11 protein-coding genes are annotated in these 18,699 nt (G+C 53.1%); 7 read left to right on the top strand and 4 right to left on the bottom strand.

Going from position 1 to position 18,699, the window contains the following annotated elements:
• Positions 1–17 precede the first annotated feature (17 nt).
• From BMX22_RS03465 to BMX22_RS03435, 7 genes are all read left to right on the top strand, one after another.
• The gene (locus BMX22_RS03465; protein WP_074740689.1) at positions 18–719 is read left to right on the top strand and encodes a response regulator transcription factor; all 702 of its coding nucleotides are present in this window, start codon (positions 18–20) and stop codon (positions 717–719) included.
• Entirely contained in the window at positions 716–1,993 is a 1,278-nt protein-coding gene (locus tag BMX22_RS03460) for a HAMP domain-containing sensor histidine kinase (protein WP_074740688.1), read from the top strand. The genes BMX22_RS03465 and BMX22_RS03460 overlap by 4 nt, the downstream gene beginning before the upstream one ends.
• A 126-nt stretch (positions 1,994–2,119) precedes the next feature.
• Positions 2,120–2,884, top strand: a complete 765-nt coding sequence (locus tag BMX22_RS03455; RefSeq protein WP_074740687.1) for an ABC transporter ATP-binding protein — start codon at positions 2,120–2,122, stop codon at positions 2,882–2,884.
• A complete protein-coding gene (locus BMX22_RS03450) occupies positions 2,878–5,211 on the top strand; it encodes an FtsX-like permease family protein (protein WP_074740685.1) in 2,334 nt (777 codons plus the stop codon). Before BMX22_RS03455 ends, BMX22_RS03450 begins: the two co-directional genes overlap by 7 nt.
• A 359-nt stretch (positions 5,212–5,570) precedes the next feature.
• Complete coding sequence (locus BMX22_RS03445) at positions 5,571–8,543, top strand: acyl-CoA dehydratase activase (RefSeq protein ID WP_074740684.1); 2,973 nt, start codon at positions 5,571–5,573, stop codon at positions 8,541–8,543.
• Positions 8,536–9,768, top strand: a complete 1,233-nt coding sequence (locus BMX22_RS03440) for a 2-hydroxyacyl-CoA dehydratase (protein WP_074740683.1) — start codon at positions 8,536–8,538, stop codon at positions 9,766–9,768. The genes BMX22_RS03445 and BMX22_RS03440 overlap by 8 nt, the downstream gene beginning before the upstream one ends.
• Complete coding sequence (locus BMX22_RS03435; RefSeq protein ID WP_074740682.1) at positions 9,768–10,628, top strand: phosphatidylserine decarboxylase; 861 nt, start codon at positions 9,768–9,770, stop codon at positions 10,626–10,628. The genes BMX22_RS03440 and BMX22_RS03435 overlap by 1 nt, the downstream gene beginning before the upstream one ends.
• Before the next feature lie 41 nt (positions 10,629–10,669).
• Here the strand turns inward: BMX22_RS03435 and BMX22_RS03430 are convergent, their stop codons facing one another.
• The 4 genes from BMX22_RS03430 to BMX22_RS16765 form a co-directional block, all read right to left on the bottom strand.
• Positions 10,670–11,653, bottom strand: a complete 984-nt coding sequence (locus tag BMX22_RS03430) for a biotin--[acetyl-CoA-carboxylase] ligase (RefSeq protein WP_074740680.1) — start codon at positions 11,651–11,653, stop codon at positions 10,670–10,672.
• A 311-nt stretch (positions 11,654–11,964) separates the two neighbouring features.
• On the bottom strand, positions 11,965–15,399 hold the full coding sequence (locus BMX22_RS03425; RefSeq protein WP_074740678.1) for a YfhO family protein: 3,435 nt from the start codon (positions 15,397–15,399) through the stop codon (positions 11,965–11,967).
• A 201-nt stretch (positions 15,400–15,600) separates the two neighbouring features.
• A complete protein-coding gene (locus tag BMX22_RS03420; protein WP_074740676.1) occupies positions 15,601–16,902 on the bottom strand; it encodes a UDP-N-acetylglucosamine 1-carboxyvinyltransferase in 1,302 nt (433 codons plus the stop codon).
• Positions 16,903–16,982: 80 nt separating this feature from the next.
• Complete coding sequence (locus BMX22_RS16765) at positions 16,983–18,512, bottom strand: peptidylprolyl isomerase (protein WP_074740674.1); 1,530 nt, start codon at positions 18,510–18,512, stop codon at positions 16,983–16,985.
• Between the last annotated feature and the right edge of the window lie 187 nt (positions 18,513–18,699).

Below are 18,699 nucleotides of genomic sequence, written 5' to 3'. Positions count from 1 at the left end.
GAAAGGAAGGTGCGGATATGCACACAAGCGTACTCGTTATCGACGATGAGCCTGAGCTCGCGGAATACACGGCTAAATACTTCAATATGTCGGGAGTCCCGACTGAGTACGTCCTCAACGCGAAGGACGCCCTCTGCTTCCTGCGTGAGAATACTTGCTCGCTGGTGCTGCTCGACATAAATCTTGGCAAGGATTCAGGCTTTGACCTTTGCAGGGACATACGCTCTGCTATGGACGTTCCTATTTTTTTCATAAGTGCGCGTTCATCGGAGGACGATATGCTCCTCGCTCTGAGTATAGGCGGAGATGATTACATCTGCAAGCCTTATTCATTGGGAGTCCTGCTCGCGAAGGTGAAAGCTGTTCTGAAAAGATATGAAGACAAGCAGAGCAGCTCCGAAAAAACGGCAGGTGACTCACTCGTGCAGCTCGGCGAGGTGCAGTTCGATATGAAAAAAGCAGTGATAATCAGGGACGGAAAGAGCATACCTCTCAAAGCGATGGAGTACAAGCTTCTTGTTTATCTGCTGAAAAACAAGGAACGCGTCATCCCAAAGGACGAATTCTTCGCGAAGGTATGGGAGACGGACTGCGTCAGTGACGTGACGCTGAATGTACACATTCGTCATCTTCGCGAAAAGATAGAACGTGATGCAGGCTCGCCCGAGGTGATAAAGACTGTCTGGGGCGTTGGATTTATGCTGGAGGGCAACGATTGAAAAGGCGTTTCTTAATAATATACATAGCGGTCTTCACTCTGCTGAGCGTCCTGATATGCGCACGCATCGCTGCTTTCGGCGAAGGGGACACGATGCCGCAGTACACAACCGAGATAAACAGGCTCCTCATCAGTATCGGCGAGGACTGGGAGAACATCTCCGCCGAGTCTGAGCTCCTCATCGCGAGCGGAGAGGCATTCGATTATGCCGTTATCGACAGCGAGAGCCGTCTGCTCTGTTACACTAAAGAGGGGATCTCAGCAACAGTTTCCGCCGCGACAGGCAACTATGATATAATACGCGACATCGAGAGCGGCGGAAGAGTTGTCGGAAAGCTGATAGTACACAACGACTATGCGGAGCGCAAGCGCGCGGCAGACCGCAGAAATGCGGCGATGATAGGCGGAATGGCAGCGATAATGATAGCTGTATCGGCTGCATATTTTGTATTTCTGAGAAGGCGTGTCGTAATACCGTTCGGAAGGCTGAAAAGCTTTGCAGCGAGGGTGGCGGCGGGTGACCTCGACACTCCGCTCGAAATGGACAGAGGCAATATCTTCGGAGCTTTCACCGAGAGCTTCGACATTATGCGCGAGGAGCTGAAGGCATCACGTCAGCGTGAGGAAGCTGCCGTAAAGAGCCGCAAGGAGCTGATCGCCGAGCTCTCACACGATATACGCACTCCCGTTTCTTCGATAAAGGCGATGACGGATTACCTCGTGCTCGTTTCCGATGATGAAGCACAGAAGGAGACGCTTTCTGCGATAAACGGCAAGGCAGATCAGATAGACAAGCTCGTATCGAATATGTTCCACGCGGCACTTGAGGAACTCGAACAGCTTGAGGTAAAGCCCGAGGAGCTTTCGTCACGCGAGCTTGAACGGATCATCGCAGAGAGCGACCCGCTGAAAAAGGTGACATCCGCGGAGATAAGAGACTGTGTGATATATGCGGACAGACTGCGCCTCGAGCAGGTCGTGGGAAATGTGATCTCGAATTCGTACAAATATGCAGACACTGATATAACAGCCGAAAGCCGCTTCGAGGACGGCTTCTTTATTGTTGAATTCGCGGACAAGGGCGGCGGAGTTCCCGATGACGAGCTTGAGGTCATAACCGAAAAGTTCCGCCGCGGCTCGAATTCCGCAGGCAAGGACGGCTCGGGGATAGGTCTGTATATCTCGAAATATCTCATCAGTCAGATGGGCGGCGAGCTGATATGCCGCAATAACGGCGAGGGCTTTACAGTTGCGCTGCGGTTAAAGCTCGTTTAAGCATTATTAAAACAAACTAAAGAACAGTTAAAGAACTGACAAAGATTTTTGGAAAACAATGTGCTATAATAAGGTCATACAAGGGATAGAGCTCTTGTATGACCTTTTACTTTCGGAGGTTCGAGCATGAGTAATAAAGAAATAATCATAAAAACCGAAAAGCTGTCGAAGAGCTTCTCTGTCGGAGGCAAGCAGCAGCACGTCATCAAGAATCTTGACCTTGAGATATACAAGGGCGATTTCACAGTGATAATGGGCTCGTCCGGAGCAGGCAAATCCACGCTCCTGTACACGCTTTCGGGAATGGATAAGCCCTCGCTCGGCAGGATAAGCTACTGCGGCGAGGACATCACTGATATGAGCGATGACAAGCTCGCGGTGTTCCGCCGCAGACACTGCGGGTTCGTATTCCAGCAGATACACCTCGTTGACAGTATGAGCATTATGGACAACGCGGTCAGCACGGGAATGCTTACAGGTCAGAAGCAGAAGGAGCTGAAGAAAAAGGCACTCGGTCTGTTTGAAAAAATGGGTATCAGCGAGGAGCTCACAAAGAAGTTCCCTGCGCAGGTCTCGGGCGGCGAGGCTCAGCGAGCGGCAATGGTACGCGCAGTTATAAACGACCCTGACATCGTATTCGCGGACGAGCCCACAGGAGCGCTGAACAGTGCAGGAGTCAGAGCCGTGCTCGATGTGCTGACGGATATAAACAACTCGGGACAGTCGGTCGTTATGGTCACACACGATGTCAAATCCGCACGCCGCGGCAATCGCATAATCTATCTTCAGGACGGCGGCATTATGGGCGAATGCGACCTCGGGAAATACGTCAGCGGCGATGAGGGACGCCACGAAAAAATAAGAAAGTTCCTGGAGGAGATGGGATGGTAAAGCTTGTAAAAGCGGGCTTCCGCAAGGACAGAGCGATACTCACGGTATTTCTGCTCATAATCGTAATATCGTCATTTCTGCTGCACACAGGACTTTTCGCGTCGATGTATCCTAAGCTGTATGACGATTACGCAAGCGAGCAGGGGCTCTGCGATTATGTTATGTGGACAAGCGCGGACTATGACCGTATCGACAGCATTTTTTCCGACGCAAACGGGATAAAGTCCTACACAGCGCAGGATACGGTGAATATACCGAGCATAATGGTCACGACAAACAAGTGCAGCAAGGAAAAGAATGACGGTGGTTGGCTGGTGCAGCGCCTCGGCGACAATATCGGCTATGAGAAGACGGGATTCATACACCGCGACGATTCTGTCGGAGAAAAGAGGATATACCTCAACGAGTATACGGCAGCAGCATACGGGCTCTGTGTCGGCGATACGATATGCCTCTGCACCGATTCCGTAAAGCGCGAATATACCGTTGCAGGCACATATCAGCACCTTCATATGGGCAATTCATATTATATGAGGTCAGCTCTGCTCGACGAGGATTCCTTCCGTGAGCTCAGTGAAAGCACGGAGGATACAGGCTGTACGGATATGCGTATCGTTTTCGTCTATGCTTCGGAGGGCACAGACATAGAGGAGACGATGCAGCGTCTTACAACGGAGCTGCGCGGAAATGACGAGGTCTACGCGGACGGACACTCGATAGTGCTGAGCAGGAGCGGCTACACCGTCATCGTCAATATCCTCGCAGGCTTTATGGCTGCATTTGCGGCTATCATCATCGTGATATGCGTCATTATGATAGTTTTCACGATAAACAACAACATCAGCAGGGACATCGTAAATATCGGAGCACTGCGCGCTGTCGGGCACACCGTCGGGCAGATACGCGCAGCGCTGACGACGGAATATGCTGTCCTCGGAGCGATAGGCTCGGGTGTCGGTATCGCACTGTCGTATGCACTTTTTCCTGCCGCGGAGAAAAACTTTATCAGAGAGCTGAGCGGTATCATCTGGAAAAATCGCTTTTACCCCGTCCTCACCTTCGGAGTGATAGCAGGAGTGCTCATCGTGATAACAGCGGTCGCATTTCTGTCAACGGTGAAGATAAAGAAGCTCCATCCTGCAACAGCGCTCAGATTCGGGCTCAGGTCGAACAGCTTCAAGAAAAACCACCTTCCGCTCAGCGAAACCAAGGGCGAGCTGAACATACTTCTCGCACTGAAGAGCTCTATGCAGAATATGGGGCAGAACACAGCTGTTTTCTGCATTGTAACAGCAGTTGCGTTCGTTGCGACGTTCTCGGGGCTGCTCTATTATAATACAAAGGTAGATATAACGAATTTTCAGCGAATGGTGCAGGGCGATGCTCCGGACGCATATGTCTACCTTGCAGACGGCTCATACGATAAAGCGTGCGAAGCAATAGACGAGATAAGCGAAGTTGAAGGAGTATCACAGGCTTACGGTCTGCTCTCGGTGACAGCGGAGGTCGGCGGCGGAGACGTAACGCTCATCTACGTAACAGAGCCGGATTTCGTATACTGCGGTCTATATGAAGGCGATATAATGCGAAGGGACAACGAAGTGGTCGTAGGAAGCTCCGTTGCGGAGAAGCTCGGTATCGGAGTCGGCGACGAGATAACAGTCGAATACGGCGAAAACAGCTGCCGCTATCTTGTCACAGGCTTGCAGCAGTCGGTAATGAACCGAAGACTGTATATGACCGACAAAGCGGCACAGCGGCTCGGTATCGACACGCGATATGATTTCCTCCGTGTGAGGATGCATGATGCGACGGCAGAGAAGGTCGATGAAGTCCTCGGCAGGATAGAAGAGCTCAGCTGCACGACAGAGACAGAGAATTACTACCGTCAGCAGAGGAGCTCGGAGAATACGCCTGTTTTCGCAGTCAGCTTCATTGTCGTGCTGATGATACTGCTGAGTATCGCGACGGTGCTGCTTGTGATACGTCTGCTGCTGAAGACGGTATTCATCAAGAAGGAGCGCGAATTCGGGATAAAGAAGGCGGTCGGCTTCACGAGCACACAGCTGCGCTGTCAGCTCTCGCTCTCGCTGATGCCGACAACGCTCACAGCCGCAGTGCTCGGCTCGCTGCTCGGATATTTCCTGCTCAATCCGCTGTTCACGCTGATACTCGGCGGCTACGGCGTGAAGAATGCAGACCTCCTGCTCCGACCGATGATGATAGTCGTTTCCGCAGCGGCAGTAACGGCAATGGTGTTCATTTTCAGCTTTGTGATGTCGGGAAGAATGAAAAAGCTTTCAGCATACAAGCTCATACAGGAATGAAAAAAGGTCCGGAGGCACTGTTCTTCGGACTTTTTTCGCATTGAAGAGAAAATCTTCATATTATAAGGACTTTAAGCTCTGATGTGCTATTATAGTATCAGCAGGAAAAAACGCAGCACTGACGGCGCGAGTGCTGACAAAACAGGCGAGACACAGGGGAGAAACAGACCTATAATTCAATACAAAAAAGCCAAATCGGGAGGTATTTTTGTAGAAAACTGCCATTTCGCAAAATTTTGATGAAAAAAATGATTTTCCACTTTATTTTTCTGACGGAATGTAGTATAATTAATATGACTACGTATAAGAACAGAATCGTATCTCCCGCGAGAGGAGAAATACAATTACGAGGTAACAAAATGGCGAATAAGCTCTCACTCGGTATCGACGTTGGCTCGACGACCGTAAAGACCGTCATCATAGACACCGACGGCAATATACTCTACTCGAAATATCAGCGCCATCTTTCGCGCGTGAAGGAGACTGTCACCGACCAGCTCAAGCTGATTCAGGCGGACTACCCCGATGAGGAGTTCACCGTATGCATCACTGGCTCGGCAGGACTGGGACTTGCCAACTCTGCGGAGATACCCTTCGTGCAGGAGGTACACGCTGCGTTTCTGGCGGTAAAGAACAAGCAGCCCGACGCCGACGCAGTCATCGAGCTCGGCGGCGAAGATGCGAAGATAATCTTTCTCACAGGCGGAGTCGAGCAGCGCATGAACGGCTCCTGTGCGGGAGGCACGGGCGCATTCATCGACCAGATGGCTACGCTCCTCGGCATCACGGCAGACCAGCTTGACGAGCTGTCACTGCGCGCACAGAAGGTCTACCCGATAGCATCGCGCTGCGGAGTATTCGCAAAATCCGACATACAGCCGCTCCTCAATCAGGGAGCGCGCCGCGAGGACGTTGCCGCGAGCATATTTCAGGCAGTAGTCGACCAGACCGTATCGGGACTTGCACAGGGGCGCACGATAGAGGGCAAAGTGCTGTTTCTCGGCGGACCTCTGCACTTCCTCAAGGGCTTGCAGAACGCATTTGTCAAGACGCTCGGACTTGATGAAGAGCACGCGGTATTCCCCGAGGACGGCCCTGTATTCGTAGCATACGGCTGTGCGGTCTATGCATCGGAGTCAGGAGATTCGTGGCACATCACCGAGATACTCAACAAGATAAAGAACGCAAAGGCGTCCGACGACATCGTCACGGGAGAGCCGCTTTTCCGCTCGCACTCGGAGTATGACGAGTTCATCGAGCGCCACAAGAAGTGCGACCTCGGATACGCAGATATACGTACATACAAGGGCGACGCCTACCTCGGCATCGACGCGGGCTCGACCACCACAAAGCTCGTCCTCATCACCGATGACGGGCGCATCCTCTTCCACTACTACAACTCGAATCAGGGACAGCCTCTTGACAAGATAGCGGAGCAGCTCCGCAATATCTACGAGGCGATGAACCCCGATATGACGATAAAAGGCTCGGCAGTAACGGGCTACGGCGAAGACCTCATCAAAGCGGGTCTCTCTGTCGACCACGGCATAGTCGAGACAGTCGCCCACTTCAAGGCGGCAGCTTACTTCTGCCCCGATGTTGACTTCATCATCGACATCGGTGGACAGGACATCAAATGCTTCCGCATCAAAAACCACAGTATCGACAGCATCATGCTGAACGAAGCGTGCTCATCGGGCTGCGGCTCGTTTATACAGACATTCGCGATGGCGCTCGGCTATAACATCGCGGAGTTCTCGCAGCTCGGACTTTTCGCCGAGCATCCCGTCGACCTCGGCTCGCGCTGCACGGTATTCATGAACAGCTCCGTAAAGCAGGCGCAGAAAGACGGAGCGTCCGTAGAGGACATCTCCGCGGGACTGTCCTCGTCGATAATCAAGAACGCCATATACAAGGTAATACGCGCAAATTCGCCTGACGAGCTCGGCAAGAACATCGTCGTGCAGGGCGGCACCTTCCTCAATGACGCAGTTCTGCGCTCGTTCGAGAAGGAGCTCGGCAGGAACGTTATCCGTCCCGCAATTTCGGGACTTATGGGAGCCTTTGGCTGTGCGCTCTACGCGAAGGAACGTGCGGAAGGCGAGTCCACGCTCATATCGAAGGACGAACTCGCCTCATTTGCCTATACTTCGCGCTCGGTGCAGTGCGGAGGCTGTACCGCTAACTGTCAGCTCAACGTGATAAGCTTCGGCAAGGGCAGGAACTTCATCTCGGGCAACCGCTGTGAAAAGGGCGGCGGCAAAGCAAAGAAGAACAACGTCCCCAACCTTGTCGAGTACAAATACAGCAGCATACTCGCCCTCGAAAAGACGGGGCTGCCCGCCCGCCCGATAGCTAAGGTGGGACTGCCGCTCGCACTCAGCTTCTATGAGCAGATGCCGTTCTGGCACGCCCTGTTCACGGAGCTCGGCTTTGAGGTAGTGTTCAGCGGCGAGAGCTCGCGCGAGATGTACTACCTCGGACAGCACACGATAGCTTCCGACACGGTCTGCTACCCCGCGAAGCTCACCCACGGACACATCGAGGACCTCCTCGACAAGGGCGCGGACTTCATTTTCTACCCCTGCATGAGCTACAACATCGACGAGGGCGACTCGGATAACCACTTCAACTGCCCTGTTGTCGCATATTATCCCGAGCTCCTGCTCAGGAACAACCCGCGCCTCAACGAGCAGAACTTCATCCACCCGTATATGGACCTGAATATCCGCAAGAACGTGGTGCGCGTGATGAAGGAGTCACTGAAGCGCTTCAATATCAAGGGCAAGGTAGCTGCGGCAGTCGACAAGGCATACGCCGCGCTCGACCGCTACCACAAGGACATCGCCGCGAAGGCTGACGATATTATCCGTCAGGCTCGCGAGGAGAACCGCAAGATAATAGTGCTTGCGGGACGCCCCTACCACATCGACAAGGAGATAAATCACGGTATCCACAAGCTCGTGACGAGCCTCGGAATGGCAGTCGTCACCGAAGACAGCGTGGCACAGCTCGCCCGCACGCCCAAGCTCGGCGTGCTCAACCAATGGACGTATCACGCCCGTCTCTACAAGGCGGCGGAATACGTCACCACCCAGCCCGATATGCAGCTGATACAGCTCGTATCGTTCGGCTGCGGCATAGACGCCGTAACGAGTGACGAAGTGCGCTCCATACTCGAAAGCAAGGGCAAGCTGTACACACAGCTCAAAATAGACGAGATAAACAACCTCGGCGCCGCGCGCATAAGACTGCGCAGCCTCGTTGCCGCAATGGAGGGCAGCACCTCCGTGAGCGAAGAGCGCCGTGTACAAGGAGAACAGAATGGCTGACTACGTTAGATTCACCGAGGATATGATAAAGACCCACACTATCCTCGTCCCCAATATGCTGCCTGTACATTTCAGGCTGCTTATGGCTATATTCGAGCACAAGGGCTACAAGGTCGAGCTGCTGGAGAACGACTCGCGCGCCGTCGTTGATGAAGGCTTGAAAAACGTCCACAACGATGCCTGCTACCCCGCTCTGCTGGTAATAGGACAGTTCATGGACGCGCTCAACAGCGGCAAGTACGACCCGAACACGACGGCTCTGATGATAACCCAGACTGGCGGAGGCTGCCGTGCATCAAACTATATCCACCTGCTGAGAAAAGCAGTCGCCAAGAACTATCCGCAGGTGCCTGTAGTGTCGCTCAATTTCAGCGGACTGGAAAAGGACAGCGCGTTCCGCATAACCGCACCGATGTTCCTGCGGCTGCTGTACGCGGTGCTCTACGGCGACCTGCTGATGACCTGCTACAACAAGTGCCGCACCTACGAGATAAACAAGGGCGAGGCAAAGGCAATGCTCGACAAATGGCAGAAGCGCCTCGGCGACATCTTCCGCAAGGGCAGCCGCGAGTACCTGAAAACGAAGAAGCTCTACCCGCAGATACTCAACGATTTCGGCTCGATAAAGCTGTCGGACGAGAAGAAGATACGCGTCGGGATAGTGGGCGAGATATACGTCAAGTATTCACCGCTCGCGAACAACCACCTCGAGGACTTCCTGCTCTCGGAGGGCTGCGAGCCCGTAGTGCCGTCCCTGCTCGAATTCGTGATGTACTGCGCATCGGGCACGTTCACGGACGCCGAATTCTACGACAACAAGAGCACTCAGTCGCGCATATACAAGCTCGGCTACAAGCTGATATACTCCAAGCAGAAGGAGCTCATAAAGATGATGAAGGAGCAGGGGAGCTTTGAACCTCTTCACGACTTCGAGCACCTCCGTCACCTCGCCGACAAGTACATCAGTCAGGGCGTGGTAATGGGCGAGGGGTGGCTTATCCCCGCGGAAATGGCAGCTCTTGCGCAGTCGGGAGTCGACAACATCATCTGCACACAGCCATTCGGCTGTCTGCCGAACCACATCGTCGCCAAGGGCATGAGCCGCGCGATAAAGCAGGACAATCCAAACGCAAACATAGTCGCCATCGACTACGACCCCGGCGCCACACGAGTAAATCAGGAAAACCGCATCAAACTCATGCTTGCGAACGCAAAAAGGAACTAATGATAAAGAAACGAACAGGCGAGGTCATCGTCACCAACGAAAAGCAAAACGAGCTGCTGAAAAGGCTGTACGGCACCGTCGGAGGCAGATGTCTGCTGAAGGTACTGACGCTGCCGACAGTGTCAAAGGCAGCGGGCGCATATATGGACTCCCCCCTCTCCAAGCCGCTGATAGAGCCGTTTATCCGCAAAAACGGGATAGACACCTCACAGTACATCATGCGTGATTTCCGCTCATACAACCAATTCTTCACGCGCAGGATAAAGCAGGGTAAGCGCCCGATAGACCGCACCCCGAGCCATCTCATCAGCCCGTGCGACTCCAAGCTCTCGGTCTACAGGATAAACGAAGAGAGCGTTTTCCGTATCAAGGGCTCGCACTACCGCGTGAAAGACCTGCTCTGCAACGGCTTTCTCGCGCGCAGATTCGAGGGCGGATACTGCTGTATATTCCGCCTTGAGGTCGACGACTACCACCGCTACTGCTACATAGATAACGGCAGCAGCTCGGACAGTGTTTTCATCAGGGGAGAGCTCCACACGGTGAACCCCGTCGCGATGAAGCATTACAACATCTACAAGCGCAACTCCCGCGAGTACACCGTCCTTCACACCGAAAATTTCGGCGATGTCGTGCAGATAGAGGTCGGCGCAATGATGGTCGGACGGATATGCAACCGCCGAGTCCGCACCTTTGTGCGCGGCGAGGAGAAGGGCAGATTCGAGTTCGGCGGCTCGACGGTCGTGCTGCTTTTTGAGCGCGGTACGATACTTCCCGACAGCGACCTGCTGAAAAACACGGCAGAAGGTTTCGAGACCGTGGTGAAATACGGCGAAAAAATAGGCATAGCCGCAAAATAAAAAACGGACGCTGAGAGTGTACACCTCAGCGTCCGTTTTGTTTATTTGGCTATCCTGCACAGATTTGCCTCGCCCGAGGAGAGGCTGCGGACGATACCGTTATCGGTCTCGACCATGAGATTCGCATTCCTGTCGATGCCGACGACCTTGCCCGTAATAGTCTCACTGCCTACCTTAGCGGTTATCATATTACCCGTGAGCATTTCTCTGCGGCGGTATTCGCGGAGGTACTCCCTGCTTTCGATCTTAGCGATGTGAGCGTCGAGACTGTTTATGACCGCAGCGCATAGCTCATTGCGGTCAAGAGCGATCCCCGTCTCATCCTCGATAGACGAAGCGCGCGAACTAAGCTCCTCGTCGAAGCTGTCGCCTATCCTGCGGACATTGATACCGATACCGATGACCGCGATATCGAGGGCGCGCATTTCCATATCCACCGAAGCTTCAGTGAGGATGCCCGCTATCTTCTTGTCGTTAATGTAGAGGTCGTTGACCCATTTTATGCGCACATCCGTCTTGCAGAGGGACTCTATCGCCTCCGCGGCCGCAACAGCCGTCAGAGAGGTGATGAGCGGAGCAGTCTGAATGCTGAACTCAGGGTGAAGGATAACGCTCATATAGAGCCCTTTTCCCGCGGGAGAAACGAAGCTCCTGCCCATTCTGCCCTTGCCGGCGGACTGCTTGTCAGCAACGATGACAGTGCCGTTAGCAGTTCCCTTTGCGGTGAACTCCTTGGCATAGTTGTTGGTAGAACCGACCTCATCGAGCACGATTATCCTGCTGCCTATGACCGAAGAGTCCAGTTTGGCGGCAATGAGTTGTTCAGAGAGGTGGTTGCTTCGTCCCGAGAGCCTGTAGCCCTTTGCGGTGACCGAGTCGATGATATAGCCCTCGTTCTCGAGAGCCTTTACAGCTTTCCATACGGCGTTTCTGCTTACGCCGAGCTGCTCGGCAAGTGCCGAGCCCGAGATATAGTTTCTGCCTGCTTCAGCAAATGCTTTAAGAAGTGAATCCTTTACGTTCATAAATAAGACCTGCCTATCGTCGCGTATTGTTGATGCCCAACCCTGCCTTGCCAAGAAAAGCTTGGCGAAGAATAATTGTCAGAGCAATATTATTGCAATTGATCACAGCGGTCCGTGATGAGAGCGAGGGTGAGGACCGTTTCTGCCTGAAAAACAGGCGAGCGGACAGCAGCACACTGACAAACCGTTCCACACATTTTCGCCACGGCACAGACCAATACAGACATTATACCATAGAATTGCGAGAAAATCAACATACGACCGAAAAAAAGCCCCTGTACGCAGACCGTACAGGGACAATTCGTCTTAAATCACTTTTTCTTCTTATTTTTCGCGCTGTTTTTCTTGGGCCTATCGGCGTCCGACTCATCATCAGCCTTTTCCGCCGACTCTTCCGCAGCATCGTCAGCCTTCTCTGCGGACACTTCCGCAGTATCATCAGCTGTTTCTGAGGACTCCTCAGCTATCTCGGCAGCCTCTTCAGCGATATCGTCGACATCGTCGTCGAACTCCTCAGCCTCCGCGGCAGCCCGCTCAGCCTCGGCAGCAGCTCTTTCAGCCTCAGCCTTAGCCTTCTCGGCAGCCTCCTTAGCTGCTTTTGCTTTAGCCTTCTTGGCAGCTCTTTCGTCGGCGTCCTTCTTTTTCTCAGTCTCCGACTTGTACACCTTTTCGGCAACAGCGCCCTTGGACTTGATTATCTTAGCCTTTTCAGCGGGTGCCTCCGCAGCCGCCTCGGGGTCTATGCCCTTTTTGCGGAGCTCGCGGTACTCGCGCTCCTGAACGAGTATGATGTTGTTTTTTCTGTCCTTGATGATGAACAGCACGATCACAGCGATACCTACGAAGAGGAGCAGCACGCCTGCACGGAATCCGGGAGGCGAATACTTCATCGTAACGGTATGGTGACCCTCAGGCAGTCTCAGACCTATGAGCGCGTTGAGCACGATGTACTCACCGTCGTCTCCGTTAGTCTCGTTTACAGCGAGGTTCATGCCCGAATCGGTGACAGTTTCCTTGAACTTCTCGTCGAGCTTCTTTCCGTCGACCTTGATAGTCCAGCCGGGCTCATATGGAATGGAGGTATAGAGTATCTGTCCCTCCTTGACGTCCACATCGCCCACGAGGTAGTCGTCCCTGGTCTTTTCGAGGTCAAGGCTCCACGGGTTCTCCTGAAGGTTGAGGACATCCTCGTGGAAAGCGTTGTAATCGAAGTGGTAGAACTGGAAGTCCTTTATCATGATATACTCGTTATTGCCCGTCTTGTCGCCCTGAATGATAGTCATACGTATCTCGATGTCTGTACCTGCGGGATACGAGCCGAGGTTGACGATAGAGTAATCATAGCCGTCGTAATACTGACCGAAGCCCTCGAAGTCCTCGAATTCGCCTGTCTCCTCGTTCTTGGTATCGGATACCCAGAGGTTGCACTTCTTGGGGTTGTCCGACTTGAGGAACATATACAGGCAGTCATCGCTCTGCGTCGTAAGGTGGATGCGGACAGTGGGGTCGCCTGCGCCCGCATTTGCGTTATAGCAGTGCTGACCGTTGTAGTTCGACTCCCAGCACTCGTTGAGCTCGACCTCGGGATTCTCCGCAATGCGCCAGAAGTACTGCTTCGGCTGGAGCGCGCCCGAATAGTCGGGGGTATTTCCTGTCAGCGAGCTGAGGAAGTTGTTCATACTGTTGAATGGGTTATCGTTTCCGAGGAAGCTGAGTCGGAGGATATCGTCATCAGCCATAAAGCCTATCGGAAGCGCATCGGGATTCTTGTACACTTCGAGGTCAGCGTCGTGACCGTCGTGAACATAGGTGCTTGTATAAACGAGGTCGTAGTACGGGCTGAGAAGCGACTTGCCCTTGGAGCTGTTTCTTGCGGGGTCATTGAGCACGTACTTGATACCGAGCAGTGAATCCGCAACGGGTGTATTGCCGTCGTATCTTGTCTCGTAGCTCTTGGTGGTATAACCGAGAGTCTCGATGAAGTTGATAGCTCTTGTATTCATGACCGAGCTCGAATGCGAGATACCCTTGAAGCCGTAGGCTTGGTTGTCGTTGACATTTCGGAAGAAGGTCTTTTCGGTGCGGTAGAAGCCGCTGTCGTACTCCTCGAGCTGAGCAGCCACATTGGGAGCGTCCATGATAGTATCGTAGGACTTCTTTGAGGAATAGTATACCTCCTTGTCTATCTTGAGGATAGTATCGAAGGTGTTATAGCCTGCCTCGAACAGAACGAACACTGCCATGCCTGCCGCAATATAGTTGCGGGTCTTCTTGGTCTTGGCGTGGCTGTAGCTGTAAACGAACGTCAGGTATATCGCCGCGAGGGCGGCGCCGAAAGCAAGCGTACCGAGCCAGAGGTGCTCAACGGACTGCCCGTTTATGTTGAGGGTAGTCTTGTACGGGAGCTTGGCAACGTACTTATAGCGCTCCTCGTTGTAGTTGAAGTTGGGCATAACGGCATCGAAGATGAAGATGAGCGCCGCGAGAACACCGAACACACCTGCGGGCACAGCAACATTGAGCTTGTAGCCCTCAAGCTTGGAGAACGTCTCAGCCGCCATAGAAACGACGATGAACGATACGAGGAAAGAGTATCTGTAGGGGAGCCAGTTCGGGTCCTGACCGCCGTGCCACATCATATTGACAGGCTTTATCCACATACTGAAGAACATGATGAAGAGCAGCAGACCGTAGCCTATCTTGCGGTTTCTCTTGATATTCTTATTGAAGAAGTAAAGCGGAGCGAGCACGAAGCTGAGCACGCCGCAGTAAACCTCGGGACGACCGTACATTCTCGTACCCTCGTCAACGTTTACGGAGTAGTACTGGTCGGGGAGGAAGGTAGCGAGGAGCTCGATGGGATTGAACATCGTGCGCAGGCTGTAATCGGGTTTCGAGAAGTCGAACTTACCGAGCGCGAGCGCGTTGTATACGGGCATTATCATGATGTAGCTGCACAGCAGCACAGTACCCGTAGCGAGTGCCATTCTGCCGATAACGACTGCATAGCCCTTTAAGTCGAACTTTCTCTTCGTACCGAAGAAGAGGTAGTATACAAAGTAGATACCCACGAAGATAGCGACCATGAAACCGATGTAGAAGTTTGCGATGAACATGAGCGCTGTGGGGATAATGAAGTTTACCTTTCTGCCGTCGTCGATCAGATACTCAAGACCGAGAATGATAAGGGGCAGGAAGATAGGGCCGTCCACCCACATGGGGTCGATGAGCTGGATGGCGACGAAAGCCATGAGAGCGTACATCGTCGAGAAGAGCAGTGACGGGAGAGGCGGTACGTTCTTGGACTTCTGAGCATAAGCACAGAAGGTAACGCCGCACGCGCCGACCTTACAGAGCTGCATTATCATCAGGCTCTCGATTATCATTTTTCTCGGGAGCAGGATAACGATGAAGGTAAACGGGCTTGCGAGGTAGTAACCGATAACGCCCTGATAGCCTCCCGAGAGGTTGCGTCCCCAGCTGTAGAGGGGATTTCTGCCGCTCCAGAAAGCGTCGCGGATATTTTCAAAATAGTAGACGTACTGACCGTTAAGGTCGAGAGTCAGTACAGAGCGTTCGCCGAAGGGATATACTCCGAAGAGCGCATAGGCGAGAAGAGTCAGCAGAGCGGGTATAAGGAAAGCCGCAATGTAGTAAGCCCACCTGTACTTGACGTACGCAGGCGGCTTTATCGGGTACTTCAGAGCGGCAGCGGGAGCCTTGCTGACGGACTTAGTTTTTGCCAATGTTGTTCCTCCTTTTTTTGTCGGGGCGGCAAAATATGCCATATTACCCGATTATAATATCTTAATAATTATACTACATTTCAGAAACTTTTGCAATAGCTGAGCCGCAATTTCGGCAATTTTTTTACAAGGCGCCGCCGCATTCCCGGATAAACATTGAAAAATAAAAAGACCCCGGTCAATGGCCGAGGTCTTTACCGCTTAAACAGCAGCCTTTGTATTCTCCGTCTTCGCATTCGGCTTGTCGGGGACACTGACCTTTTCAATGTCCGCACCCATTGCACGGAGCTTGCCCTCCATGCAGTCGTAGCCGCGCTCGATGTGGAAGATATCCTCTATCTCGGTTACGCCGCTCGCCGCGAGACCCGCGATGATGAGCGCCGCGCCTGCTCTGAGGTCGCACGCCTTCACGGGAGCGCCCATGAGCTTGCCTGTACCCTCAATGAGAGCGACCTTGCCGTTTACGGTTATATCCGCGCCCATACGTCTGAGCTCGTCAACGTAGCGGAAGCGCTGCTCCCAGATATTCTCGGTGATGATGCTCGTGCCCTCAGCGAGAGTGAGCAGAGTAGCTATCTGCGACTGCATATCCGTCGGGAAACCTGGATGCGGAGCGGTCTTGATGTTCGCCTTTACGAGCGGACCGTCCACCCATACGTGGATGCTGTCATCGAATTGTTCTATGTTCACGCCTATCTTCTCGAGCTTCTTGGTTATGGACTCGAGGTGCTTGGGGATAACGTTCTTGACGATAGCATCGCCCTTTGTAGCGGCGATAGCCACCATAAATGTACCCGCCTCTATCTGGTCGGGGATAACGGAATAGGTAGTGCCGTGGAGGTGCTCAACGCCTCTTACCTTGATGACGTCGGTACCTGCGCCCATGATGTTGGCGCCCATGGAGTTTAGGAAGTTTGCGAGGTCGACGATATGAGGCTCCTTGGCGGCATTCTCGATAATGGTAAGACCCTCAGCCTTTACAGCCGCAAGCATAGCATTCATCGTAGCTCCGACAGTAACGACATCGAAGAATATCTGAGCGCCCCTGAGCTTGTCTGCTCTGAGGTCTATCATGCCCTGACTGAGCGAATACTCAGCCCCGAGAGCCGAAAACGCCTTGAGGTGCTGGTCTATGGGACGGTCACCGAGGGGACATCCTCCCGGCATGGACACGCGAGCCTTATTGTACCTGCCGAGCAGAGCACCGAGGAAGTAGTAGGAAGCGCGCATCTTTCTCGCGTACTCATAGGGCACGCATACCTTGTTTATGGTAGTGGGGTCAATGCGGTAAGCGTTGGCGCCGACAGCCTCGACGCCCGCGCCCATCTCCTCGAGTATCTGTAAGCAGATATTGACATCGCTTATCGAGGGAACATTCTCGATAACGCAAGGCTCGTCGGAAAGTATAACAGCGGGAAGAATAGCCACAGCGGCGTTCTTGGCACCGCTTATGGTGACTTCACCTTCAAGGCGTCTGCCGCCCTTTATCACAAACTTATCCAAATGAATTCTCTCCTTATTTGTCGGGCTTCTATCTGTCTCCCCGACCTCTTTCTTTTGTTTTCATATGCACTCGGCACAGATCATACGGTTCTCTCGGTGGTCTCCTCTTCGGAAGCCTCCTCGGTCGTCTCAGCCTCGGTCTCCTCCTCGGAGGTCTCCTCAGCCTCGGTGCTGTCGCCGATGCCCTCATAATCGGAGGGATACCAGCGAAGCGGAGAACCGTCGTACTCCTCGACGGTCACAGATTCGATGATGACATCCTTGACAGGCTTGTCATTGTCGCCTGTCTCGGCCTTCTGTATCTTGAATACGACGTCAAGTCCGTCGAACACCTGACCGAACACGGTATAATTACCGTCGAGCCACGGTGCTCCGCCGTAAGTGGTGTACACCTTCTTTGCAGAGTCGGTACACTGAGCCGCACCTGCGAGCTCATCCTCGTCGAATACCGAACCTGTAACGATATAGAACTGACTTCCGTCGGAATCGGTGCCGCCCGAATTAGCGTAAGCGAGAGCGCCTGCCGCATGGATAAGGTTGAAGTATTTGCCGCCGTCGAACTTCTCGCCCCAGATGGACTCGCCGCCCGTACCTGTACCGAGCGGGTCACCGCCCTGTATCATGAACTCGTCGATGATGCGGTGGAAGGTCAGACCATCGTAATATCCGTCCTTAGCGTGGGTAACGAAGTTCTCGACAGCCTCGGGGACATACTCGGGGAAGAGCTTGAACTTTACTTCGCCGTAGTCCTTTATCTTCATCTTGACAATAGTCTCTCCCTCAGCGGGAGCAGTATAGTTCACGACGTCAGCCTTAGTCGGGTCGTCGTAGTTGTAATCCTTGAGATACCACTTTATCTCCTCGCCGTTATACTCGGTGACCTTAACCGAATCTATAACGAGATCGTTAAGGGGCTTGTCGTTGGCGTTTGTAGCGACATACTGTGCTCTGAACACCACATCGAGACCGTCGATGACCTGACCGAACACGGTATAATTACCGTCGAGGAACGGAGCGCCGCCCGCCTGCTTGAATATCTCCTTCTGCTTGTTGGAGAAACTGTAGCCGTAGCCCTCATAGGAGGCAAAGAGGTCGTCGGTTATATCCTGAGTACCTGTCACGATGTAGAACTGACTGCCGTCCGTCTCAGTGCCGCCCGAATTAGCGTATGCAAGAGCGCCCGATACGTGAGCGAGGTGCGGGTCTGTACCGCCGTCGAACTCGCCGCCCCAAACGGACTCTCCGCCGCCGCCCGTACCTGTCGGGTCGCCGCCCTGTATCATAAAGTCCCTGATAACGCGGTGGAAAGTGAGGCCGTCGTAATAGCCCTTCTTAGCGAGCTCAACGAAGTTCTCGCAGGCTTTGTCGGCGTACTCGGGGAAGAGGCGTATTTTTACGGTGCCGTAGTCCCTGATATTCATTTCAATGATAGTATCGCCCTTTTCGGGAGCTGTGAAGTTCATGATGTCGACCTCTGCGGGAGCAGCAGCCTGAGTAGTTGCCTCGACCGAGCTGCCTTCACTTATCTCGACATCCTTGCCGCAGCCTGCGAAGGCGGAAGACGCCATAATACCGCAGAGTGCGAGAGCCAAAAGCTTCTTTTTATTCATTGTTCCACTCCTTATATCGATCACAAACAGTCAATTTCACTGTAGTTACATTAATGTACAGACATAGATAGTTTACATCTCAACCCATTCATTATACAACATAATTTTGGATTTGTAAATACTTTGACGGAATTTTTTGGCAATTTCGGTCAAACCTTTGATAAAACCGAGCATCAAATGCTTGATA

Origin of the sequence: Ruminococcus sp. YRD2003 (assembly GCA_900109435.1) — a bacterium.
GTDB classification, from domain to species: domain Bacteria; phylum Bacillota; class Clostridia; order Oscillospirales; family Ruminococcaceae; genus Ruminococcus; species Ruminococcus flavefaciens_G.
The sequence above is the reverse complement of the archived record's forward strand: the minus strand, read 5'-3'. Positions and strand labels throughout refer to the sequence as shown.